The organism is Stutzerimonas zhaodongensis (assembly GCF_003696365.1).
GTDB lineage: Bacteria > Pseudomonadota > Gammaproteobacteria > Pseudomonadales > Pseudomonadaceae > Stutzerimonas > Stutzerimonas zhaodongensis.
This window is the reverse complement of record NZ_RFFM01000002.1, coordinates 922,777-946,820: the sequence shown is the minus strand read 5'-3', so window position 1 is coordinate 946,820 and position 24,044 is coordinate 922,777. Positions and strand designations below refer to the sequence as shown.

Below are 24,044 nucleotides of genomic sequence, written 5' to 3'. Positions count from 1 at the left end.
GATTGGCCCAGGTAAAACGTGTACGCCGAGCGGTCAGCGGCATCATTCTTCTCGATAAACCTCGCGGTTTCACTTCCAATGCCGCCCTGCAGAAAGTTCGCTGGCTGCTCAACGCCGAGAAAGCCGGACACACTGGTAGCCTCGATCCGCTGGCAACCGGCGTGTTGCCGTTATGTTTCGGCGAAGCGACCAAGTTCTCGCAATATCTGCTCGATGCTGACAAAGGTTACGAGACTGTTGCACAGCTCGGCGTCACCACAACGACGGCCGATGCCGAGGGCGAGGTGATCGAGCGTAAGCCTGTAACAGCAACCCAGGCGCAGTTCGAGGCGTTATTACCCCAGTTTCGGGGAGATCTGCTGCAGGTTCCGCCCATGTATTCGGCGCTCAAGCGTGACGGCCAGCCGCTATACAAGCTTGCTCGTGCAGGAGAGGTAGTGGAGCGTGAGCCTCGTTCTGTTACCATTGCCCGCTTGGATTTGCTGTCGTTTGAAGCGGACCGGGCGCGTCTGGCTGTCGCTTGTAGCAAAGGCACCTACATCCGGACCTTGGTAGAAGACATCGGACATGCGTTGGGTTGTGGTGCGCACGTGGCCGAATTGCGAAGAACTCAAGCAGGGCCGTTCGATCTGAGCCAGACAGTGAGCCTCGAAGAGCTGGAGCGAGTGCATGGCGAAGGCGGGGCAGAGGCGGTGGACGCTTTCCTCAAGCCAGTCGACAGCGGGCTCGAACACTGGCCGCTGCTCCAGCTTTCGGAGCACAGCTCGTTCTATTGGCTGCATGGTCAGCCGGTACGTGCACCGGAAGCGCCAAAATTCGGTATGTTGCGGGTGCAGGATCACAATGGTCGCTTCATTGGCATCGGTGAAGTGAGCGACGACGGGCGCATTGCGCCGCGTCGATTGATTCGGTCGGAATGACCGATACGTGGTGCGCCCCAGGGTGTGCCGCGTTACGAGGTTGGCTGTTGGCAGGCACGGTCACACCTTTTTTAAAACACGGGACATGTCCCGGCCTGTTCATTGAAGGAGCCCATCATGGCACTTAGCGTTGAAGAAAAAGCCCAGATCGTTGACGAGTACAAGCAAGCTGAAGGCGATACCGGTTCTCCGGAAGTGCAGGTAGCCCTGCTGACCGCCAACATCAACAAGCTGCAAGGTCACTTCAAGGTTAACGGTAAAGATCACCACTCGCGTCGTGGTCTGATCCGTATGGTTAACCAGCGCCGTAAGCTGCTGGATTACCTGAAGGGTAAGGACACCACTCGTTACAGCACCCTGATCGGTCGTCTGGGTCTGCGTCGCTAAGCGATGCTGGTGCGAAGCTGAATGCCGAAGCTGGAAGTGGGGCTCGTCCCTGCTTCCAGCTTTTGCCTTTCAGAGAGATACATCTGGACAGCGTTCGGGTTCGATACCCACCACTGCCCAAGCATTCGATGAAGCGCTTCGCGCGAGGCATGGCCCGCGAGGTGTGAGTAAAGTTTCCCCCAAGGCAACAAAGAGAAGGAACCACCGTGAACCCGGTAATCAAGAAATTCCAATTCGGTCAGTCGACCGTAACCCTCGAGACAGGCCGTATCGCCCGTCAAGCCAGTGGCGCCGTATTGGTCACCGTTGATGATGACGTCACTGTTCTGGTCGCCGTCACCGGCGCCAAAACTGCCGATCCGAGCAAGGGCTTTTTCCCGCTCTCGGTCCATTATCAGGAAAAGACCTACGCAGCAGGCAAAATTCCGGGCGGCTTCTTCAAGCGTGAAGCGCGTCCTTCCGAAAAGGAAACCCTGACTTCGCGCCTGATCGATCGACCGATCCGTCCGCTATTCCCTGAAGGTTTCCAGAACGAAGTGCAGGTCATCTGCACCGTGGTTTCCACCAGCAAAAAGACCGATCCGGACATCGCTGCGATGATCGGTACCTCGGCTGCTCTGGCGATCTCCGGCATCCCGTTCAATGGCCCGATCGGCGCTGCTCGTGTCGCCTTCCACCCGGAAACCGGCTACTTGCTGAACCCGACTTACGAGCAGCTCAAGGCGTCTAGCCTGGACATGGTCGTCGCCGGTACCAAAGATGCCGTACTGATGGTCGAGTCGGAAGCTAAAGAACTGACCGAAGACCAGATGCTGGGCGCGGTGCTCTTCGCCCACGACGAGTTCCAGGCCGTAGTTCAAGCCGTTACCGAACTGGCAGCCGAAGCCGGCAAGCCGACCTGGGATTGGCAGCCAAAGGCTGAAAACACTCAGCTACTCAGCTCGATTCGTAGCGAATTTGGCGAGGCCATCTCGCAGGCATACACCATCACCATCAAGCAGGACCGCTACGCGCGCCTGGGCGAACTGAAAGACCAGGTCGTTGCCAAGTTCTCCGGTGAAGAAGGCCAGCCCTCCGCTGGTGAAGTCAAAGAAGCATTCGGCGAGATCGAGTACCGCACCGTTCGCGAAAACATCGTTAACGGCAAGCCACGTATCGACGGTCGCGACACCCGCACTGTTCGTGGCCTGAACATCGAAGTCGGCGTACTCGACAAGACCCACGGCTCTGCGCTGTTCACCCGTGGTGAAACTCAGGCTCTGGTCGTTGCCACCCTCGGCACCGCCCGTGACGCGCAGCTGCTCGACACCCTCGAAGGTGAGAAGAAAGACCCCTTCATGCTGCATTACAACTTCCCTCCGTATTCGGTGGGTGAGTGTGGCCGCATGGGGGCTACCGGTCGCCGCGAAATCGGTCACGGTCGGCTGGCGCGTCGCTCGGTTGCTGCCATGCTGCCGAGTGCTGACGAGTTCCCCTACACCATTCGTGTAGTTTCGGAGATCACCGAGTCGAACGGTTCGAGCTCCATGGCCTCTGTCTGTGGTGCTTCGCTCGCGCTGATGGACGCTGGCGTACCGATGAAAGCTCCTGTAGCTGGTATCGCCATGGGCCTGGTCAAGGAAGGTGAGAAGTTCGCTGTTCTGACCGACATCCTCGGAGACGAGGATCACCTGGGCGACATGGACTTCAAGGTAGCCGGTACCGCCAAGGGTGTGACCGCGCTGCAGATGGACATCAAGATCCAAGGCATCACTGAAGAGATCATGGAAATTGCCTTGGGCCAGGCGCTGGAAGCCCGTCTCAACATCCTCGGTCAGATGAATCAGGTGATTGGTCAGTCGCGTACCGAATTGTCTGCCAACGCCCCAACCATGATTGCGATGAAGATCGATCAGGACAAGATCCGCGACGTCATCGGCAAGGGTGGCGCCACCATCCGTAGCATCTGTGAAGAAACCAAGGCTTCGATCGATATCGAAGACGATGGCTCGATCAAGATCTTCGGTGAGACTAAGGAAGCCGCAGAGGCCGCCAAACAGCGCGTCCTGGGCATCACTGCCGAGGCTGAGATCGGTAAGATCTACGTTGGCAAGGTTGAGCGAATCGTTGATTTCGGTGCATTCGTCAACATCCTTCCGGGCAAGGATGGTCTCGTGCATATCTCCATGCTGAGTGATCAGCGTGTGGAGAAGGTCACTGACGTCCTGAAGGAAGGCCAGGAAGTGAAAGTCCTGGTACTGGATGTGGACAATCGTGGCCGAATCAAGCTGTCGATCAAAGATGTCGCTGCTGCGGAAGCTTCTGGCGCTTAACCTCGATATCGGGCGTTGGAAAAAAGGACCTTCGGGTCCTTTTTTCTTGTTTGGGTTTCTAATTGTCCCTAAAGAGCGTCCTGGCGCACATTGAAGTTATTGCATCTTGCACGCCTGGGATCAGCAAAACTTGCAGTGTGCTAGTGGCTTTAAGCTACTGCTGTTTTCATCTTATTGAAATATAAGGAGTTTTTTTCTCGCAAAGATGGCACGTCGATTGCGATATCTACTGTGAATCTGCGGTCGGATTGATGCCGCAGACATCTGAAGAAAACAGGAGTGCCACTATGAACATGATCCAGAATTCGCTTACCGCCGCTGCCGTAGCCGCTGCTCTTAGCTTGCCAATGGCAGGTGCCGCTTTTGCAGACACCACCCCAGCGCTGGATAAGGCTGATACGGTCATGCTGGCCGCCAACGACACCATGAAGGATGCTGGCGACGCTACTTCCGATACTTGGATCACCACCAAGGTCAAATCCTCGCTGCTCGCTGAAGATGCAACCCCAGGTATGGACATCAAGGTCGAAACCAATCAAGGCGTTGTTTCGCTTTCGGGGACTGTAGCCACCGAAGCAGAGCGTGAAGTCGCGATCAACAAGGCCAAGGCAATCGAAGGCGTTCGCGACGTTTCGGCGGACGGCCTGAAAGCCGCTGACTAAGCTTTCAGCGAGGTGCGCCGATCATAAGACGCACCTGCAAGAAGCCCCGCCTAGGCGGGGCTTTTTTTTGGAAGATCAGCGGCCGCGCTGACTTTCGATACGGCGCAGCCGATTACCTTCAAAACGCAAGAAGTGATACATCCCGTTGGTAGGCCCGTACGTCCATTCTTCAACCTGGACTTCATGGCGAAAACCGTAGTCATCCAGGACCTCTTTGTAGCCAATGAGCGCTGCGCTCGGAGGTGCACCACATTTCTGCCTTACTTCGCTGGTAGAGGCATCGAGGCTGACTAGAGCGCTGCCGCATCGGTGAGTAGACGCTGCTTGGGTTGCGCAGGCGTACACCAGCACGCTCAGCGCGATAACAGTCGAAGCTGGAGACATGTGATTCCTGTAGTCAGTGTGCGCGGCGGGTCTCTATACGTCTGAGGCGATTGCCTTCAAACGTGAGGATGCGGAGCATGCCGTTATTAGGGCCATATATCCATTCTTCGACGATGAATTCCTGCCTGGCGTAGGCGCCGAGGGTGTGGCCGATTAGGTCGCGCTGGGCAGGGGGGCCGCACTTGCGCTCGACTTCGAATGCCCTGTCTCCTGCGCTGACCAACTGGGTGCCACAACGCAATGTCTGACCGTGCGCCAGAGGTGTTACTAGGGTCAGAAATAGAAACGTGCGAGCGAAGGCAGGCGACATCTCACTCAACTCCCAGATGCAAAACGCTGGGTACCTGACCGTCGTCTACAGCCTGGGTAATGCCAGTATCCAGCAGATAGACACGAGAATCATCGAGCCCGGAAGCGTCAACCAGATAATCCTTGATGGACGCTGCGCGGGCGCGGCTTAACCGACGAAGGAGTGCGGTGCTGTCGGCTCTACTGGCAAGCACTGCTTCACGCAGCTTCTCGCTCCGTGCCTGCTCGTCAAGCTCGTTCCACTGTGCGGGAGGCTGTTGACCCAAACGGCTGCGGTATATGCCTTCAAGCATGGCGGCCTTTTCCTCCTCGCCAATTTCTAGCTGCGCGGCATCAGCGGGGACTTTATCACCACGCCTTTGCAAGACCTTGTACCAGGTCTGCTGGTACTCCCGCTGTAGCCATTGCTCGGCCAACAGCGGCCCATCGGCAGTAGGGGAACTCTGACCTTCGACCTCCAAGCGAAGTACCGGACGCTCCTGCAGCGCGCGGGCAAGGGTGTCCAGATTGGCGCGCATCTGTTCGTCAAGCTCGCTGCTGCCAGGCGCGAAGTGGACCTGACTGAGGTCGCTCTTTTCGCCCCCGCCAATACTGGCCAGAAACTTGAACGGTGCCTTGACTGCTCGGGTGACCAGATTGCGTAACGTTTGCCAGACGATAGGCATGACGTCGAACTGTGGATTGTTCAGGTCGCCCTGAACCGGCAATTCCAGCGAGATGGTGCCACGGCTGTCCTTCAGTAGGGCGACGGCCAGCCTTACCGGAAGGTCGACGGCCTCGGGACTGTCAACTTGCTCACCGAGCTGGAGTTGCTGGAGTACCACCTTGTTCTCAGCATTCAACTTGCCTTGTTCGATGCGGTAGTGCAGATCAAGGTCCATCCGCCCTTTGCGGATTCGGTAACCGGCGAATTTACCGGAGTAGGGCGACAGAGTGGTCAGTTCGACCTGGCGGAAACGGGTTGCGATATCCAGGCTCTGCATTGGGTCGAATGGGGTCAGGCCGCCTTTGATGCTGACCGGGGCATATCTGTCGACCTTACCAGTGACGTCAACGGTGGCTGACTGCTGTGCCTGGTTGTTAATGGTGCCGATAAGGCCATTGAGCTCTTCGACCGCAGTGATGAAGGGCGGGCGCAGGCTGAGGTCGGAAAAGTTGGCAGAACCGTTCTTGATATTGACGCCGCCGATGCGAATGCCCATTGCGTCGGCCTGCTGATCGATATCGGTAGCAACCCCTGACCTGGTTTGCGACACGGCGGCAGGAGATTTTTCCACCAGTAGGTCGTTGATATTGGTGGTGAGGTCAGGGTTTATGATGAAGCGCGCATAAGGCCGGTTGAGATCCACCTGTTGGATCTGCAGCATTGCTGGATGCTCATACCGAAGACCTTCGAGCTCAAGGCGCTCCCATTTGACGAAGTCGCGGTTGTTTATGGTGTCCAGGGTATGCAGTTGTGTCACCTGCGCGTCCCCAGTGATTTCGAACACCAGCGGCTCGGTCCCGGTCAGCGCCAGCTGAAGCTGGCTGGCTAGCATTCCGCTGCGTAGTTCAAGGTGTACCAATGGCGTCAGATAAGACTGAGCGATCCTCAGGTCGATATCCTGGGTGTCGATGCTGAACTGCCCCGTGGCGGGCTGAAGCTGGAGCTGTCCTATCGCGCTGACCGCTCCCTGGTTGCCGACCTGGCTATTTAGCTGGATTTTGAAGGGCGAGGTGCCACGGCTGTCGAAGTCCGATAGATCTAGGTCCAGCGGCCCCAGCTCCAGCGCCACCTCGGCACTTGGTACTTGGTCGCTCAGGTGTATCTGATAACCACGCAGTTGAGCATTCCGTAGCTGGACCTGCCATGCGTTAGCAGTTTGCTCGCCACTGATATTCGTTGTGGACCGTGGAGCTTGCTGAGCGGAGCCCGGTTCCTGGCCGGCCTCATCCCTCACGGCTGATTGCTGCCCTAGCAATTTCTGCCAATTCAACTCGCCGTCGCGCTCGCGTGTTACCCATGTTTCCAGCGCACGGCTGCTCACTTTGCCAATAGTCACCTGCTGCTTGGCCAGGTCCAGCGACGTCTCGCTGAGCTCGAGGTTTTCCAGGCGTATCAAGGGTTGCCCGTCGGGCGTATCGAGGTTGAGCGGCGCCAACTCAGCGCTCAGGTTGCTCAACAGCAGATCGGTACGCTCGGTAAGATCCAGCCGATAGTCGCCAGCGAAACTCAGCTGGCCTTCCTTCAGCTGCAGCGATACGGCATCCCGCGCATAGGGCCAGAAATCCTTGAGCTGCAGATTGCTAACCTTCAAGCGGCCGGACGAGCTGATCGGTGCAAGGTTGATCTGCCCATTCCAGTCCACCCGGGCGCCGCTTGGTCCTGTTGCAACCAGCACGGCATCGGCAGCGTCATCGGAACGGGTGGCAAAGTTCAGCAGCTCGAAGTTAAGAGAGTCGAGGAGAAAGTCGATGGGCTCGGCAGGGCGCTGATCGGCAAATCGAACCGAGCCTTCAATCAGCTGCAGGCGTCCAATGCTCAGCGCAAAGGGTTCATCTTTGGCAGGCTTCTCGTCCGCGGGCGGCAGGTCGAACAACTGCGCCAGATTGAGGTTTCCATCTTTGCCGAACACAACTTCGGTGTGCAGTTTGACGAGTTCGATGTTCTCGATCTGAAGGGCTCGGCGCCAGAGACTGCTCCATTGCAGGTCTACATAGAGACGCTCGAAACCGAGCTGCGGTTGATCCACCTCGCCGAGACGCAGATCGAACAGGCTCAGCTCAAGGCTGAAGGGGTTGAACTCGATTCGCCCCAGGCGGGCCGGAACGGTCGCGTACTGGATGAGTTGTTGGTTGACGACCCGCTGGGCGACACCGGGCAAGATTAGAAAACCTAGCAGGCTGTAAACGACGAGGGCAGTGCTCAGGCCGATGAGCGTGCGCTTCATTCCGTTGTGCATGCGGACCTACATTCCGGGCAGTTGACTGCCTTGGAGTATGGCACGCCACTCCGGTTCACTGATTTGCCGGAGTAGGCCCCGCATCACAGCTGCAGCATCAACACCTTGAGTGGAGGCCGACCATCGACCGAGGGAAAGTCGAGGCCCGGTGAAAGCACCTGGAAATCCCGCACCGGCCTGCCAGTCTTGATAGCACATCGCAGCACCTGTTCACGCCAGTCCTCCAGGTCGACCTTCGCCAGGTTATTGCAGCAGACAAGCGTGCCGCCTTCCCCGGTGGCGAGTAATGCAGGCTTGAGCAGGCTCTGATAGTCACGCAGCAGGTCCACCGTACCAAAAGCGCTTTTCGACCACGCAGGAGGGTCGAGCAACACCAGATCGAACTGCTTTGCTGCTAATGGTGGGTAGTCAGGAAGCGCCCGCCCGCGGCGCTGGGGGATCGGCAAGCCAGCCAGCTGCCGGATCGCTGGAAAGTAATCCGACTGAACGTACTGCATAGGTGGGAGATCGGGGTTGAGTGCGGCATTCTCCCGTCCCACCGCAAGATTGCTCTCAGCGAAATCGAGATTGCACACCTCACGCGCGCCACCCGCTGCTGCGCACAGGCCGACTCCACAGGTGTAAGCGAACAGATTCAACACCGACTTGCCGATGCTGTTGCGCTTGATCCAGCCGCGGACCTCCCGCAGGTCGAGAAACAGTAGAGGGTCCTGGCCACTGTGACGTGTGCGGATCCTGTAGTTGAGGTCCCATTCACGCCCGATCTGATCGCCAAGTGCAGCGGCATCGGCGCGATACACCAAATCGTCACGATCGATGCGGGAGTTGCTCTGAGAGCGGTCGTTGTAGACCAGCGACAGTGGCTCGCCGAGGCTGGTGCAAAGTTGCTCGTGCAACTGCAAAAGGGCGTCGCGATGGAGGGACTGATGAAAGCTTTGTACCAGTAGCAGCGGGCCGTAACGGTCAGCCGTCAGGCCTGGCGCGCCTTCCTGGCTGCCATGAAATAATCGATAGCAATCGGTTCCCTGGCCATGCAGCTCGGCCAGCAATGCTTCACGGTTTTCGAAGGCGGCGCGCAGCGCCAGTTGGAGAGAAGACATGCGCGGCGACTCGGATAGGTGGCCGCGCAGTTTATCGGAAATCGCCATCGCACGGATGGCGGAGCGATCAGCGCTCGATTGCCAGCGCGACGCCCTGGCCGCCGCCGATGCACAGGGTCGCCAAGCCTTTGTGGGCATCGCGACGGATCATCTCATGCAACAGCGTGACGAGAATTCGGCAGCCTGAGGCGCCAATGGGATGGCCAATGGCGATGGCGCCGCCGTTGACGTTGACCTTTCGTGCATCCCATCCGAGTTCCTTGCCGACGGACAAAGCCTGAGCGGCGAAGGCCTCATTGGCTTCGATCAGGTCAAGTTCGTCGAGCGACCAGCCGGCTTTATCAAGGCAGCGGCGAGTAGCCGAAACCGGGCCGATTCCCATGATCGCCGGGTCGACACCGGCGTTGGCGTAACCGGCGATGCGCGCCAGCACCGGCAGGCCCAACGCCTTCGCCTTTTCAGCGCTCATCAGTACAACGGCGGCGGCGCCATCGTTGAGGCTCGAGGCATTTCCCGCCGTTACGCTTCCGTCCTTCTTGAAGGCGGGTTTGAGTCTGGCGAGGCTCTCTGCAGTGGTGCCGGCGCGCGGTTGTTCATCGGTATCGAAGATCAGCGGGTCGCCCTTGCGCTGAGGAATTTCGATCGGCGTGATCTCGCTCTCAAAGCGTCCTGAGTCGATCGCGTCCATGGCTTTTTGCTGGGAGGCGGCGGCAAACGCGTCCTGCTCTTCACGGGAGATACCGTACTTCTCAACCAGATTTTCCGCCGTGATGCCCATGTGGTAGTCGTTGAAGGCGTCCCAAAGGCCGTCCTGGATCATGCTGTCGACCAACTGCCCATGGCCCATGCGCAATCCGGTGCGGGCGGCGGGCATGACGTAGGGGGCGAGGCTCATGTTCTCCATGCCGCCTGCGATGATTACCTCGGCATCGCCGCAGCGGATCGCCTGGGCGCCCAGATGCAGCGCTTTGAGCCCGGAGCCACAGACTTTGTTCAGCGTCAAAGCGGGAACGGCGTGGGGGAGGCCCGCATGGATGGCCGCCTGACGAGCCGGGTTCTGGCCCGCGCCGGCGGTCAGCACCTGACCGAGGATCACTTCATCGATTTCGGCTGGCTCGATTCCCGTCTGGTCCAGCAGGCGGCGTATCACGGCGGCGCCCAGCGCGGCGGCCGGGATGCTGGCCAGCGACCCCTGAAAGCTGCCGACGGCAGTACGAGTGGCGGCGACAATGACGACTTCCTGCATGCTGATTGACCTCTTGACGGGCGGGCTTCCGCGGGCCGTCCATGGTGGCACAGCCCGGGACATGCCTCCACACGTGGAACCTGCCGGTCACGCTAGCGAATCGGCAACCCCATGCGCCTGCGGGCACGATGCACCGAACCACTGCGTACGGCCCAACGCAGCACCGGAGCGGTTCGGGATACGCCGATGCGGATAAGGTGCCGTTCGCGCGGGGATTGGCTGAGGTCGAGCATGTCGCTGGCCCAGTCCGGCAGGAGCTCCACGCCTGCGCGCATCATCAAGGCGCCAAAGGGAGCGGCGAGCCGGCTAGGCGCGGGTGCTTCGAACAAGATTCGCACGATCTCCCGAGAGCGGTCGTCGCACAGAAGCTGCGGGCGGACTGCGTGCAGATAGTCCGCGATTTGCTGGCGTGAGCGCGGCACGTCGCGCGCGCCTAGTGCTTCGGCAATCCGGGCTACCTCGGCGTAATAACGATCCTGATCGGCTGGCGACAACGAGGGGTTCAGGTAGAGCAGGTGAGCTTTCATGAAAGAGCTGACTTCGGCTACATGCACCCAGGTCAGCAGTTTCGGGTCGTAGGCGGCGTAAGGTCGGCCATCCGGCGCATGTCCGGTGACCTTCAGGTGGATTGCCTTGACGCGCTCGATCAATCGCTCGGCGTCTGCTTGGCTGCCAAAGGTTGTCGCCGAGATGAACTGACCGGTACGGCGCAGACGTCCGAGAAGATCTTCACGAAAGTTCGAATGGTCCCAGACTCCCGAGAGCGCCAGCGGATGCAGCGCTTGCAGTAGCAGCGCGGCGATGCCGCCCACCAGCATCGAGGTGAAATCGCCGTGAACGCGCCAACACACCGAGTCCGGCCCGAACAGCCCTGGGTCACCCGGTGGGTTTTCGTAGTCGACGCCTCCAATCGCCAGGCCTGTGAGGCTTAGCACCTGCGACTCAATATGTCGACGAATGAGATCCACGGAGATTTCTCGGGAGGCTCGGGCCGCAGATGTTACCTGAAGTGCCGCTGTTACCCGGTTTTGGCCGACTAGCTGTCAGCTGCTGGGCTTCAGGGCTACGCGAGATGGCGGAGAGAGGTGGGGCGAAGGGGGCCGGACAGCGGCTGTGCGCTGTCCGGCGAGTCGAATCTAGCCGCGATGACGTCCGCGGAAGAAGTCGATCAGGCCCTGGGTCGATGCGTCTTCGGCGGGCTGTCCATCGAAGCTGGTCATCTGGCCATAAACGGCCTTGCCCAGATCCTTGCCCAGCTCCACGCCCCACTGATCGAAGGAGTTGATACCCCAGATCACGCCCTGCACGAACACCTTGTGCTCATAGAGAGCGATGAGCGCACCGAGGCGGCCAGGGCTGATGGTTTCCATCACCACGGTGTTGCTCGGCCGATTGCCCGGGATCACCTTGTGTGGCGCCAGGCGCTCGATCTCAGCTTCGCTGACCCCCTTGGCGCGCAGCTCCGCCTCGGCTTCCTCGCGGGTCTTGCCGCGCATCAACGCCTGGCTTTGTGACAGGCAGTTCGCATAGAGCCATTCGTGGTGATCGGCAACCGGATTGTGGCTGACGACTGGCACGATGAAATCAGCAGGGATCAGCGGGGTGCCTTGATGCAGCAGCTGGTGGTAGGCGTGCTGACCGTTGGCACCGACGCCACCCCAGATCACCGGGCCCGTGGTGCAGGAAACGGGTGTACCGTCCTGACGCACGCTCTTGCCATTGGACTCCATGTCCATCTGCTGCAAGTGCTTTACGAAGTTACGCAAGTAATGGTCGTAAGGCAGGAAGGCATAACTCTGGGCGTCCCAGAAGTTGTGATACCAGATACCCAGCATCGCCAGCAGGACCGGCATGTTGCTTTCGAACGGTTCATTGAGGAAATGCTGGTCCATGCTGTATGCGCCGGAGAGCAGATCCTTGAAGTTGGACATTCCGATGGCCAGTGCGATAGGCAAGCCGATCGCCGACCACAGCGAATAACGGCCTCCGACCCAGTCCCACATCGGGAAGATATTCTTTTCGCGAATACCGAATTCGACGGCGGCTTTCTTGTTGCTGGTAACGGCGATGAAGTGACGGTAGAGCTTTTCCTCGGTGCCGCCCTTGCCCAGATACCAGGTGCGTGCGGCTTGAGCATTCTTCAGGGTTTCAAGCGTGCCGAATGTCTTGCTCGAGATGATGAACAGCGTGGTTTCGACGTTCAGCTTGGCGGTTACTTCGCGGAACTCGCTGCCGTCGATGTTCGCCAGGTAGTGCGTGCGCACCCCGTGCTGAGTGAAAGGCAACAGCGCTTCGGATACCAGTTGCGGGCCGAGGAACGAACCGCCAATACCGATGTTCACCACGTCGGTAATGGTCTTGTCACTGAAGCCGCGCCACAGATTGTTGTGAATGCGGGTAACGATATCGGTCATCTGAGCCAGCGCGGCGTGTACGTCGCGCATGATGTTTTGCCCGTCGACCATGACCGAATCACCCATCGGGCGACGCAGGGCCGTGTGCAGAACCGGACGGTTTTCCGAGGCGTTGATCCGCTCACCCTCGAACATCGCGCGAGCAGCCTGTTCGACGCCGGCTTCGCGAGCCAGGTTGACTAGCAGCGTGCGGGTCTCGGGAGTGATCAGATTCTTTGAATAGTCGAGAAACAGACCGCAGCAGGAAACTGAGAGGTCATCGAAGCGGGTCGGGTCGGCCTTGAATGCCTCGCGCATGCTGAAGTTCTGCATGGACAGGCGGTGATCTTCCAAGGCCTTCCAGGACGACAGGCCGGTGGCATCGAGGGGGTTCTGGTAGTAGCTCATGGGTGTGCGGCTTCCTTTGCTTTGGCGGACTGTCTGCGGCTCTGCAATTCGTTTGGACAGTCATTCGATCATGCTGGCACGCTCGCATTCGTCCTGAATGCAGCAGGCGCGTACCGCTGCGGTAGCACCGCAACGGCGGCGGTACATCCTGCACCGCCGAGACTGGTCTGACTGGCAAAAACGCGCGGCGTTCCGAACGGTTTCGTGCGCGCAGTGGTTCTCGCAATTAACAGCGAGACCATTGCAGATTTTGGCCATAGGGGGAAACCCTTGGGGCACAAAAAAGCCCGCAGCGCGGATGGCGTTGCGGGCTTCCGAAACAGGTTCGTCAGGGTCAGGCGACCTGGACCGGAATGGCGTTGCTGGTATGACTGAGTTCGCCATCAGCGCCCATGTAAAGAACATGAGGCTTGAAGCTGGCCAGTTCGGCTTCGCTGTAATGCGCATATGCGCAAATGATCAGGCGATGTCCAACACCGGCTTTGTGAGCGGCGGCGCCGTTGACGGAAATGATCTTGGAGCCTTCCTCGCCGCGGATAGCGTAGGTGGTGAAGCGCTCTCCGTTATCGACGTTATAGATCTGGATCTGCTCGTATTCGCGGATTCCAGCCAGATCCAGCCAGTCACCGTCGATGGCGCATGAGCCTTCGTAGTCCAGAACCGAGTGGGTCACCTGGGCGCGGTGCAGTTTAGCCTTGAGCATGATGGCGTGCATGGCGGGGTCCTCCGGGTGCGCAAGCGGCGCAGAGTGTGCCCGAACCCCGGAGTGCGATCAATACCGGAGGAGGGCACAGTTGGTGCCGATAATCGGCTCGCGGTCATGAAGCGGCTGGACTGGTTTGCACCACAAGATTGTCTATCAGGCGAGTCTTGCCGAGGAACGCGGCCGCAAGGATCACCAGTTCGCGATGTTCGCCGGTCGCCGGTTGCAGATCCAGAGCGTTGCGGATCTCCAGGTAATCGGGACGAAGCCCTGCTGCCTCTAGCGCCTGCTTGCCCGAGTCAAGCAGGGCGGAGTAGTCGCGCTCGCCTCGGCGAATGGCATCAGCCAGTTGTGACAGGGTGCGATGGAGCACTGGGGCGGTAGCGCGCTCATCTGCGTTCAGGTAGCCATTACGCGAGGACAGTGCCAGCCCGTCGTGGGCACGCACGATGGGTTCGCCAATGATCTGGATCGGCATGTTGAGGTCGCGCACCATGGTACGAATCACCGCCAATTGCTGGAAATCCTTTTCGCCGAAGACCGCGAGGTCCGGCAGCACCATGTTGAACAGCTTATTGACCACGGTGGAAACGCCGTCGAAATGTCCCGGACGGCTGCCGCCGCACAGGCCTTCCGAGACACCTGGAACGCGAACGATGGTTTGCAGTGCCTGGCCGTTCGGGTACATCTCTTCGACGCTCGGGGTAAACAGCAGATGGCAGCCTGCTTCGGCCAGCTTGTCCTGGTCGGCAGCCAAGGTTCGCGGGTAGCTGGCGAGATCTTCGTTGGGACCAAACTGCAACGGATTGACGAAGATGCTGGCAGCCACGAAATCGGCGTGCTGACCAGCAGTGTCAACCAGTGCGATATGGCCGGCATGCAGGTTGCCCATGGTCGGTACGAACCCGATGCGCTTGCCTTCACTGCGCGCGTGCGTGACTGCGGCGCGCAAGTCCGCTACGGTTTTGACGACCTTCATGCGGAGAATCCATGTTCGGCTGCAGGGAACTCAACGGTCTTCACCGCGTTGACGTAAGCGGCGATTGCAGCGGGGATATCGCCGTGCTCGCGCATGAAATTCTTGACGAACTTCGGTGCGCGGCCGGTGAGCGACAAGCCGAGCATGTCGTGCAGAACCAGTACTTGCCCGTCCGTGTCGCTGCCAGCGCCGATGCCGATCACCGGTACCGCTACCGCCTGTGTGATCCGCGCAGCCAGTTCGCTGGGGACGCATTCGAGCAGCAGCATTGCCGCACCGGCTTCCTCGAGCGCCTTGGCGTCGGCGATCATCTGCTGCGCCTGCGCTTCCTGGCGACCCTGCACCTTGTAGCCGCCAAAAATGTTCACAGCCTGGGGAGTAAGCCCCATGTGCGCGCAGACCGGAATGCCGCGCTCGGCGAGCAACCGGATGGACTCGGCCAGCCAGGCTGCTCCTTCCACCTTGACCATGTGCGCGCCGGCCTTCATCAGGGTTGCTGAGTTGTCCAGTGTCTGCTCGATGGTTGCGTTGGCCATGAACGGCAGATCGGCAACGATCATGGCGCCGCGATTGCCGCGTTTGACGCAAGCTGTATGGTAAGCCATTTCTTCTACGGATACCGGCAGCGTGCTGTCGTGGCCTTGCAGGACCATGCCCAGAGAGTCGCCAATCAGCAGCATCTCGACCCCGGCTTCGCTGGCGGTCTTGGCAAAGGTTGCGTCATAGCAGGTAAGCATGACGATCTTTTCGCCTTTCTGTTTGAGGCTTTGCAGGGTTGTCAGGGTTACGTCTGGCATGAATGCCGTCCTCCTAGAGCCTCTGAAGAATCACCGTTTCAGTCGGAGCGTCAGCGGTGAGGCGGGTTGGTCTCAGGTCGATGCGTACCGGCAGAGGGCGCTTATAGTCCTGATGGTGGCGACCTAAGTCAATTGCGAGTGTTACCTGCGCGTTACACCTGTTACCGGAGGGTTACAGCGGCACGTCGAGGCGCTCGATGCCTGAGAATGGGCATGCAGCAAGCAGCTCGGAAAGCGTGCGCCCATCGGGTAGGCGGAGATCCTGCGGTGCTATATCCGAAAGCGGATAAAGCACGAAGGCTCTGGCATGCAAATGATAGTGCGGGATCTTCAGGCGAGGCTCGTCGATCAGGCGATCACCATACAGCAGGATGTCGAGGTCAAGCGTACGCGGGCCCCAGCGCTCGGCTTTGCGTTCGCGGCCATGAGCCTGCTCGATGGCTTGTAGGGCATCGAGAAGCTCCAGCGGCGGCAATGCGGTATCCAGCGCTGCGACAGCGTTGTTGTATCGCGGCTGATCAGAAGGACCGAGGGGGTCGCTCAGATAAAGAGAAGAAACGGCTGCCAGCTTCGAGTGCGCAATACCCGCCAATGCTTCGATCGCCCCGCGCAGTTGCTGGCGGGGCTCGGCCAGATTGCTGCCAAGACCAATGTATGCGCGTTCCATGTCAGTCGGCGGAGGAGGGAGTGCTTTCGTTCGGGCCTCGCTTGCGCCTGTTGTTGCGACGGCGTTTACGTGGTGCACCGCTGCCGTCGTCCTTGCTGAGGCCGCGAATCATGTTGCGACGCTCGCTATCGTTGACTTCTTGATACTCGGTCCACCATTCGCCCAGCCCGTCGGTTTCCTCACCTGCACTTTCTCGTAGCAGGAGAAAATCGTAACCGGCACGGAATCGAGGGTTTTCCAGCAACTGATCGGCCCGGCGGCCCTGGCGTCGCGGCAGTCGCTCCTGCATATCCCATATCTCGCGCATCGGCATGGTGAAGCGCTTGGGGATCGCCGTGCGCTGGCACTGTTCCCAGATGATGTCGTGCGCGGCCTCCTGTGCCGCAGGTATGGGTGGCAGCCCGCGTGCCTGAGCTTCCGCGATGCGGGCGGGAAGGGCTGGCCAGAGCAAGGCGGCAAACAGGAACGCAGGCGTGACAGGCTTGCCTTGCGCGATGCGCTCGTCAGTATTGGCCAATGCATTGCGAATCAGAGTGCCCGCGTACTCGGGGTTGTCCTCCAGGGCCTCGGCGCTGGCCGGAAACAAGGGCGCGAACAGCTCGTATTCAAGCAGCAATTCGAAGGTCCGTTCGGCCTTGCCACTGAGAAAGAGTTTGATGATTTCGTCGAACAGCCGCGCCGCGGGGACGTCGTTCAGGAGTTCCGCCAGATCGGCGATCGGTTCGGCGCTGTGCTGTTCGATCTCGAAGTCCAGCTTGGCGGCGAAGCGGATGGCGCGGAGCATGCGCACGGGGTCTTCCTGGTAACGCTGCTCCGGGTCACCGATCAAGCGGATCAGCTTGTTGCGGATGTCCTTGACGCCGTGTGTATGGTCGAGGATACGTTCACTGGAGGGGTCGTAGTACAGCGCATTGATGGTGAAATCACGGCGCTGCGCATCGTCCTCGAGCGTTCCATAGATGTTATCGCGCAGGATGCGACCGCTCTCGTTGCGAGAGGCCATGGGGCTGGCGTCATCATCATCCTCTTCCGGGTGATTGGCGCGGAAGGTCGCGACCTCGATGATCTCGCGTCCAAAGTGCACATGGACCAGCTTGAAGCGGCGGCCGATGACGCGTGCATTACGGAATTCCGCCCGAACTTGCTCGGGTGTCGCGCTGGTAGCGACGTCGTAATCCTTGGGGTCCAGATCCAATAGCAGATCGCGGACGCAGCCACCCACGACGTAAGCCTCGTAACCTGCCTGCTGAAGCCGTTCGACCACGCTGACAGCATGGCGACTCAGGTCGTCGCGGTGCAGCGAATGCTGCCGGCTGGACAGTATTTCGGGCGTGCGACGTGGATGCGGGAAGCGGCGCAGGGGAGAACGAAAAGACTGGAACAGCTTTTTCAGCATGAGAGGCACTGTGTGGCGAAATGACAAGGTGGCGAAGGGAATTGCCACGAAACGAGCGTGGATTCTAGCACCGGGAGCTGGGATGGTGAACGAAGCGCGGGGAGGTGTCAAAGCGGTGGTCAAAGCCAGAAAGCACTAGGGGGAGCCGAAGCTCCCCCTTTAAATGATGTCGCGTGCTTTGTTGTTATTAGTATTTCGGGCGTGTTGTTTTTGTTTGATCACCCGTTCCCATCCGCTACCGCGTCCGGGAATTGCTCCTACATTGGGAGCAAAGAGCAAACGGATTTCTTTGGTCGCTGATTTGCCATCGATCAATGATCCAACCAGTTCAGGCGCTGCTTATGCAGTTTTTGTTGTTCTCGGCCTGGTCGCGGGGCTAAACCCCATGTGGCACATCCTCTCCAAAAGAATCAGTTAGCTACGTCTCTGCCTTATTGTCTTTATTTTGCTAGAGCCGGTACGTCTTGTTCTTATTGTGGGTCTGCTTGTTATTGTTGTTGTGCCAGATATAAAGCATTCGCCGTGCCAGTTTTTTAAAACTCTTTTAAATCAATGACTTGAAGATTCTGCTGATGGGTCTTGCACAAATGTCGGCAAATCTTCGTTACCGATAACCCCGCATTTTGTTACGTCTAGGTAGTGGCGGTAACAGCGCACTACCCAGCGGTAGCCGATTTGCGCCGCGGAATGCCCAGCCGCTGACGACGCTCCCATAGACATTTGCGGCTGATGCCGAGCTTGCGCGCGAGTTCGGTCTCGGTCATGTGGTCCTGATGCTCGAGCACGAAATGCTGGAAGTAGTCTTCCAGTGACAGATCCTCGGTTGGCTCGTTGCTCGTGGAGATAGGCGCGCCCAGGGGGGCGCAGGGCTCGTCGAAATCGTCGTCGAGGTTGTCGAGTTCGATGTCTATGCCCAACAGCTCGGCACTGATCTCCTCACTGTCACTCAGAATCGCTGCCCGCTCGATGGCGTTCTCCAGTTCTCGCACGTTACCCGGCCAGGTGTAATGACGTACGGCCTGCTCTGCCTCTCGGGAAAAGTGCAAATCTTCCCTAGCCATGCGATCGCCTTGTCGGGCGAGGAAGGCTTTCGCGATTTCCAGAACATCGGAACCGCGCTCGCGCAGGGGCGGCAATTTCAGCGCGATCACGTGCAGCCGGTAATAGAGGTCCTCACGGAACTGACCGTTTTTCGCCAGCGTTTTCAGGTCACGGTGGGTTGCTGCGATCAGGCGGACGTCCACTTTCTGGGACTGAGTCGAACCAACCCGCCGAATTTCGCCTTCCTGGAGCACGCGTAACAGGCGGGCCTGGGCTTCCAGTGGCAGTTCGCCAATCTCGTCGAGAAACAGTGTGCCGCCGTCGGCAGCCTCCACCAGTCCGGCGCGTCCAGCGCTGGCACCCGTAAAGGCACCTTTCTCATGGCCGAAGAGTTCGGATTCGATCAGCGATTCAGGAATGGCGGCGCAATTGACCGAGATCATCGTGGCCTTGGCGCGTCGAGAGAGGTTGTGCAGCGCGCGAGCGACCAATTCCTTGCCGGTACCTGACTCGCCTTGGATCAACACATTGGAGTCGGTCGGCGCGACTTTGCGAATCTTTCCGAACAGATCCTGCATTGGGCCGCATCGCCCGATGATGCCGATCTCGCCGCTTGCAGAGCCATCGTGCGCGGCTGAGGCTGGAGACGTGGCAGCGCTACGCGAAACCGCTGCCGGTGTCGCGGCTGCCTGTTGTCTATCAGTGAGGATGCGGGCCACGGTTTGCAGCATTTCGTCGTGATCGAAGGGCTTGGCGATGTAGTCCACCGCGCCCATTTTCATCGAGTCCACGGCTGAGCGAAGGCTCGCATAGCTGGTCATGATCAGCACTGGCGTGCCTTCGGCAAGCTTGATCAGCTCGGTGCCAGGCGCGCCGGGCAGGCGGAGGTCGCTGACGATGAGATCGAAACCCGGAATGCTGAATCGCTCCTGTGCCTCCTGTACGGAGCCGGCTTCGCTGACCTCGTACTGGTTGCGCTCGAGCAATCGACGCAAGGCGGAGCGGATGATGGTTTCGTCTTCGACGATCAGAATATGGGACATCAGTACTCTCTCGACGGGCTGAAGGCGGCTATGAGCGGGTGGGAACCGGCCACGACGGACGATCGTTCCCAAGGCTTTGCAAGCTGCCGCAGTGCGGCGTGGGTGTGCCAGTGCGGGGCGGTATCCTGTCTACATCCTTGTCTTGGCTGAGCCAGCTTTACACTGAGCCGTTCATTGCCAGTACGTGGCGAAAAAGCGGACATCGCCTCGTTAGTCACGGGGATCTGTCGCCTCGACATGCCGCGGCAGGGTGATGCGGAAACGCGTGCCGCGTTGGGTTTCCAGGTTTGCCGGGCTGTCGATATTGATCTGGCCATAATGCTCTTCCACGATCGAATAGACCAGTGCGAGGCCCAGTCCTGTTCCCTCACCTGGGTCCTTGGTAGTGAAGAACGGCTCGAAGAGCCGGTCCTGAATCGACTGCGGAATGCCGCTGCCTTCGTCTTCGACGATCAGGTAAACGGTCTGCTCGGATACCTCACTGCGCACCCTGATCGCGCCACCGGGTTCCGATGCATCGCGGGCGTTGGACAGCAGGTTGATCAGTACCTGAGCCAGGCGCTGCGGATCGCCTTCTGCGAGGTGGTCAGGATCACATAGGTTGAAAAAGCGCACATCGGTCCCGCGACGATTGAGCGAAAGCAGGGCGATGGCATCCTGAGCTACTTCGGCCAGGCTGACCGGGTAGAGGTCCTGCTGCCTGCTGCCGGCATGGGCAAAGCTCATCAGGGACTGGACGATGCGTGAAACACGCTTGGTTTGCTCGACGATCTGGTTGCTGATTTCACTGATCTCGTCATCGGCTTCACGCTCCTCGCGCAGATTCTGCGCCAGGCAAGCGATGCCGGTGATCGGGTTGCCGATTTCATGAGCGACGCCGGCAGCCAGTCGGCCGATGCTGGCCAGCCGCTCGGAGTGCACCAGCCGGTCTTCCAGTTGTTGGGTCTCGGTGAGGTCTTCGATCAGCAGTACAAGCCCACTGTTACCGGGCGCCAGCGGTTCGGCGATGGCCGCCTTGTGCAGGTTCAAACAGCGGCTGTGGCCATCGAGCTGCAGCCGCTGCTTGTGCAGATGCTCCTCCCGCTGCTGGATGAAGCCACTGAGCAAGCTCTGCCAGGGTTCGGCGATGGTGGAGAGTCGCGAGCCCACGACCTGAAGGGCCGGGATTTCCGTAAGTTCTTCCAGAGCACGGTTCCACATCAGGATTTCCTGATCCTTGGCCAGTGAGCAGACGCCCATGGGCAATTCCTGCAGTGTTTGACGGTGATAGCGGCGCAGAGCGTCAAGCTCAGCGGCCAACCCAGTCAGTCGTGAGTGGTAGTCCTCCAGACGGCTTTCAATGAAGTGAATATCTTCGGTGACATAACCGTCGGCGCCATTCTTGTAGGACAGGAAGTTCTCGACGATGTCCTGCGCTACGCTCGGCCCCATCAACCCGGACAGGTTCGCTTCGATACGGTCGCGCAGGCGTCGCAGGGCGTAGGGGCGATGCTCATCGAAAGGCAGCTGCAGGTCACGTAACGCCTGCTCGACCTCCCGCTGCGCAGTTTTGGCGCCCAAGGGTTTCGCCAGCTGTGTGGCGAACTCTTGCGGCGAGGCGGCTGCCAGCTCACGTCTTTGCGGACGACGGACGTTTTCCACCGCACAGGCTTCGGCCGCGGCTTGTTCCTCGGCACTGGTTTCGGTGAACAGCGAGAACAGGGAGAACGCCAGCACGTTCACCGCCAGAGAGGCGATTGCCGCCAGGTGCCAGCTGGTGTCATCGAGCACATAGACCACGTTGAACAGCGGTATATAGAAACCGTCGAGGTTGCCCACCAGCGGCAACAGCATGGTCACTACCCATACGGCAATGCCGGCCAGGAGCCCGACGATGTAGCCGCGGCGGTTGGCGGTCGGCCAGTAGAGCACCGAGAGAACGCCCGGCAAGAACTGCAGGGTGGCAACAAAGGCGACGATGCCCAGATTGGAGAGGTCCTGCTCTGCACCAAGTAGCAGGTAGAAACCGTAACCGGCCATGATGATCGCCAGGATCAGGCTGCGGCGGGTCCACTTCAGCCAGCGATAGATGTTGCCTTCGGTAGGTGGCTGATACAGCGGCAGTACCAGGTGATTGAGCGCCATTCCTGACAGCGCGAGGGTGCTGACGATGATCAGGCCGCTGGATGCCGATAGCCCGCCGACAAAGGCGAGCAGGGTAAGCGCCTCGCTCTGCGCCGTGATGCCGAGGCCGAGGGTGAAGTATTCAGGATTTGTGCTGACACCGAGTTTGAGACCGGCCCAGAGGATCAGCGGCACCGCGAGGCTCATCAGCAGCAGATACAGCGGCAGGCCCCAGCTGGCGCTGACCAGGGCGCGCGGGTTGAGGTTCTCGGTAAAGGTCATGTGATACATGTGCGGCATGACGATGGCTGAGGCAAAGAACACCAACAGCAGGGTTCGCCATGGGCCTTCTTGCAACGGCGTGTGCAGGGCCTGCAGCGCGGACTGATTCTGCAGCAACCAGATCTCCAGCTGATGCGGTCCGCCAAACACCACGAACAGTGCGTATAGGCCGATGGCGCCGAAGGACAGCAGTTTGACCACAGACTCGAAGGCGATGGCGAATACCAACCCCTCATGCTTTTCGCGGGTCGCGATGTGCCGAGCACCGAAGAGGATGGTGAACAGCATGATCATCACGCAGTAGCCCAGCGCGACCCGTTCCTGCAGCGGCTCGAGGGTGAGGATGCCAATTGCATCGGCCACTGCCTGGATCTGCAGCGCCAGCAACGGAAGCATGCCGATAAGCATGACGATGGTGGTCAGCGCGCCGCTCCAGGTGCTGCGGAAGCGGAAAGCGAAAAGGTCGGCCAGCGAAGCCAATTGATAGGTGCGGGTGATCCGAAGAATCGGGTAAAGCAGCACCGGCGCCAGCAGGAAGGCGCCGCAGACTCCTAGATAGGTGGCGAGGAAGCCATAGCCGTATTGATAGGCCAGACCGACGGTGCCATAGAAGGCCCAGGCGCTGGCATATACGCCAAGCGACAGGGTGTAGGTCAGGGGGTGGCGAATGATCCAGCGCGGTATCAGCCCGCGCTCACTGACCCAGGCCACGCTGAACAACACAAGCAGGTAGGCGACGCTGATCAGGATCAGGTGGCTGAGGCTAAAGCTCGTCGGCATCGCGCTGGCTCTGGAGAATGAAAGTCACCACGATGAGGATCAGCCACAGAAGATAGGGCCGGTACCAGGCGCCATTGGGGTCGATCCACCAGTCCATGATCGCGGGGGAAAACAAGTAGATCCCCACCACCAGGAGCAGCACCAGTCGGTAGATGTACATGCTGGAACTCGTGTCGAAAGTACGCGGATGGTAAAGGAAGCGGCAGGCGACAAGCCACAGCGCAAACAAGGAGTCGCGTCAAAGGGAAGCAGCTTCAGACCAGCTGTGCCTCGGGCAGCGTACGGCACTGCGGGATGCGCCGGGCGTCCCAGCGTGGGATGGCCCAGCTCATGACCTCGGCGGGCAGTGCGTCGTTGAGCTCGCCCGTAGTTGGCTGTCCGAGGGCGCGCAATGCCCTGAGCAACAGCGGTGTGGCCTCGGCGGGTAGTAGTGGCGGCGAACGATAGCGCTTGCCCAGCTTGTGGCCGTCGGGCTGAGTGATCAGCGGGACGTGCAGATAACGCGGTTGCGCCAGGTCGAGCAATTGCTGCAGATAGAGTTGCCGTGGTGTGGAATCGAGCAGGTCCGCGCCGCGCACGATGTCGGTGATTCCCTGCCAGCCATCATCGAGCACCACGGCCAGTTGGTAGGCGATCAAACCATCCCGACGTCGAATCACGAAGTCACCGACCTCGCGGCCCAGGTGCTGGTGAAACTCGCCCTGTACACGGTCGCTGAAGCCATATTGTCGGTCAGGCACGCGCAGTCGGATCGCAGCGTCGTGTGTAGCGCGCCCGGCGTCACGGCAGAAGCCTGGGTAGAGCCCATTGAAAGGCTCCAGTTGCTTGCGTGAGCAGGTGCAGGCGTAAGCATGTCCTTCCTGCACCAGGCGCTCGATCTGTGCATTGTAGATATCCAGCCGTTCGCTCTGGCGAACCATGTGCCCGTCCCACTCGAAGCCGTAGGCTTCCAGCGCCTGCAGAATCCCTGTCTGTGCGCCAGGCATTTCCCGAGGCGGGTCGAGATCTTCCATGCGCAACAGCCAGCGACCGCCAGCGGCTCGTGCATCGAGGTAGGAGGCGAGGGCGGCAATCAACGAGCCGAAGTGCAGGTAGCCACTCGGAGTCGGCGCGAAGCGGCCTATATAAGATGCGGGTGTGGACATGAGCCGGCTCGGTTGGGGGATCATCGAGGCGGGATGAGGCAGTGA

Annotated in this window: 20 protein-coding genes; 4 read left to right on the top strand and 16 right to left on the bottom strand. The window is 59.7% G+C overall.

The window, feature by feature from the left end:
- Window positions 1-2 precede the first annotated feature (2 nt).
- The 4 genes from truB (at window position 3) to EA797_RS12800 (ending at window position 4,281) form a co-directional block, all read left to right on the top strand.
- Complete coding sequence (truB, locus tag EA797_RS12815; RefSeq protein ID WP_122165717.1) at window positions 3-920, top strand: tRNA pseudouridine(55) synthase TruB; 918 nt, start codon at window positions 3-5, stop codon at window positions 918-920.
- A gap of 117 nt (window positions 921-1,037) precedes the next feature.
- Window positions 1,038-1,307: a 30S ribosomal protein S15 gene (gene rpsO, locus EA797_RS12810; protein WP_122165715.1), complete on the top strand. Its 270-nt coding sequence runs from the start codon at window positions 1,038-1,040 to the stop codon at window positions 1,305-1,307.
- Between the two features lie 206 nt (window positions 1,308-1,513).
- Window positions 1,514-3,619 carry a polyribonucleotide nucleotidyltransferase gene (gene pnp / locus EA797_RS12805; RefSeq protein ID WP_122165713.1) on the top strand — a complete coding sequence of 702 codons (2,106 nt, stop codon included), beginning with the start codon at window positions 1,514-1,516 and terminating at the stop codon, window positions 3,617-3,619.
- 287 nt (window positions 3,620-3,906) lie between these two features.
- Window positions 3,907-4,281, top strand: coding sequence for a BON domain-containing protein (locus EA797_RS12800; protein ID WP_122165711.1), 375 nt, complete (start codon window positions 3,907-3,909; stop codon window positions 4,279-4,281).
- 75 nt (window positions 4,282-4,356) lie between these two features.
- On the opposite strand, the gene EA797_RS12795 is transcribed toward EA797_RS12800, so the two are convergent.
- The 16 genes from EA797_RS12795 to gluQRS form a co-directional block, all read right to left on the bottom strand.
- Window positions 4,357-4,665: a DUF2845 domain-containing protein gene (locus EA797_RS12795; protein ID WP_122165709.1), complete on the bottom strand. Its 309-nt coding sequence runs from the start codon at window positions 4,663-4,665 to the stop codon at window positions 4,357-4,359.
- Between the two features lie 13 nt (window positions 4,666-4,678).
- A complete protein-coding gene (locus tag EA797_RS12790) occupies window positions 4,679-4,975 on the bottom strand; it encodes a DUF2845 domain-containing protein (RefSeq protein WP_122165707.1) in 297 nt (98 codons plus the stop codon).
- Window position 4,976: 1 nt separating this feature from the next.
- Entirely contained in the window at window positions 4,977-7,916 is a 2,940-nt protein-coding gene (locus EA797_RS12785) for a DUF748 domain-containing protein (protein WP_122165705.1), read from the bottom strand.
- Between the two features lie 83 nt (window positions 7,917-7,999).
- The gene (locus tag EA797_RS12780; RefSeq protein ID WP_122166309.1) at window positions 8,000-9,016 is read right to left on the bottom strand and encodes a class I SAM-dependent rRNA methyltransferase; all 1,017 of its coding nucleotides are present in this window, start codon (window positions 9,014-9,016) and stop codon (window positions 8,000-8,002) included.
- Window positions 9,017-9,083: 67 nt separating this feature from the next.
- Window positions 9,084-10,262 carry an acetyl-CoA C-acetyltransferase gene (locus tag EA797_RS12775; RefSeq protein ID WP_122165703.1) on the bottom strand — a complete coding sequence of 393 codons (1,179 nt, stop codon included), beginning with the start codon at window positions 10,260-10,262 and terminating at the stop codon, window positions 9,084-9,086.
- Between the two features lie 92 nt (window positions 10,263-10,354).
- The gene (locus tag EA797_RS12770; RefSeq protein ID WP_122165701.1) at window positions 10,355-11,230 is read right to left on the bottom strand and encodes an oxygenase MpaB family protein; all 876 of its coding nucleotides are present in this window, start codon (window positions 11,228-11,230) and stop codon (window positions 10,355-10,357) included.
- 168 nt (window positions 11,231-11,398) lie between these two features.
- Window positions 11,399-13,063 (bottom strand): glucose-6-phosphate isomerase, encoded by a 1,665-nt coding sequence (pgi, locus tag EA797_RS12765; RefSeq protein WP_122165699.1) that lies wholly within the window; start codon window positions 13,061-13,063, stop codon window positions 11,399-11,401.
- Window positions 13,064-13,397: 334 nt separating this feature from the next.
- Window positions 13,398-13,778 (bottom strand): aspartate 1-decarboxylase, encoded by a 381-nt coding sequence (gene panD, locus EA797_RS12760; protein WP_003298244.1) that lies wholly within the window; start codon window positions 13,776-13,778, stop codon window positions 13,398-13,400.
- 103 nt (window positions 13,779-13,881) lie between these two features.
- Complete coding sequence (gene panC, locus EA797_RS12755; protein ID WP_122165697.1) at window positions 13,882-14,745, bottom strand: pantoate--beta-alanine ligase; 864 nt, start codon at window positions 14,743-14,745, stop codon at window positions 13,882-13,884.
- Complete coding sequence (panB, locus tag EA797_RS12750) at window positions 14,742-15,542, bottom strand: 3-methyl-2-oxobutanoate hydroxymethyltransferase (RefSeq protein ID WP_122165695.1); 801 nt, start codon at window positions 15,540-15,542, stop codon at window positions 14,742-14,744. The genes panC and panB overlap by 4 nt, the downstream gene beginning before the upstream one ends.
- A 172-nt stretch (window positions 15,543-15,714) precedes the next feature.
- Complete coding sequence (gene folK, locus EA797_RS12745; protein WP_122165693.1) at window positions 15,715-16,209, bottom strand: 2-amino-4-hydroxy-6-hydroxymethyldihydropteridine diphosphokinase; 495 nt, start codon at window positions 16,207-16,209, stop codon at window positions 15,715-15,717.
- Window position 16,210: 1 nt separating this feature from the next.
- Window positions 16,211-17,605 carry a polynucleotide adenylyltransferase PcnB gene (locus EA797_RS12740; protein ID WP_122165691.1) on the bottom strand — a complete coding sequence of 465 codons (1,395 nt, stop codon included), beginning with the start codon at window positions 17,603-17,605 and terminating at the stop codon, window positions 16,211-16,213.
- Between the two features lie 656 nt (window positions 17,606-18,261).
- Window positions 18,262-19,689 carry a sigma-54-dependent transcriptional regulator gene (locus tag EA797_RS12735; RefSeq protein WP_122165689.1) on the bottom strand — a complete coding sequence of 476 codons (1,428 nt, stop codon included), beginning with the start codon at window positions 19,687-19,689 and terminating at the stop codon, window positions 18,262-18,264.
- 210 nt (window positions 19,690-19,899) lie between these two features.
- Window positions 19,900-22,854 (bottom strand): sensor histidine kinase, encoded by a 2,955-nt coding sequence (locus tag EA797_RS12730; RefSeq protein ID WP_122165687.1) that lies wholly within the window; start codon window positions 22,852-22,854, stop codon window positions 19,900-19,902.
- A complete protein-coding gene (locus EA797_RS12725) occupies window positions 22,838-23,014 on the bottom strand; it encodes a hypothetical protein (protein ID WP_003095129.1) in 177 nt (58 codons plus the stop codon). The genes EA797_RS12730 and EA797_RS12725 overlap by 17 nt, the downstream gene beginning before the upstream one ends.
- Before the next feature lie 94 nt (window positions 23,015-23,108).
- A complete protein-coding gene (gluQRS, locus tag EA797_RS12720; RefSeq protein WP_122165685.1) occupies window positions 23,109-23,999 on the bottom strand; it encodes a tRNA glutamyl-Q(34) synthetase GluQRS in 891 nt (296 codons plus the stop codon).
- Window positions 24,000-24,044 lie beyond the last annotated feature (45 nt).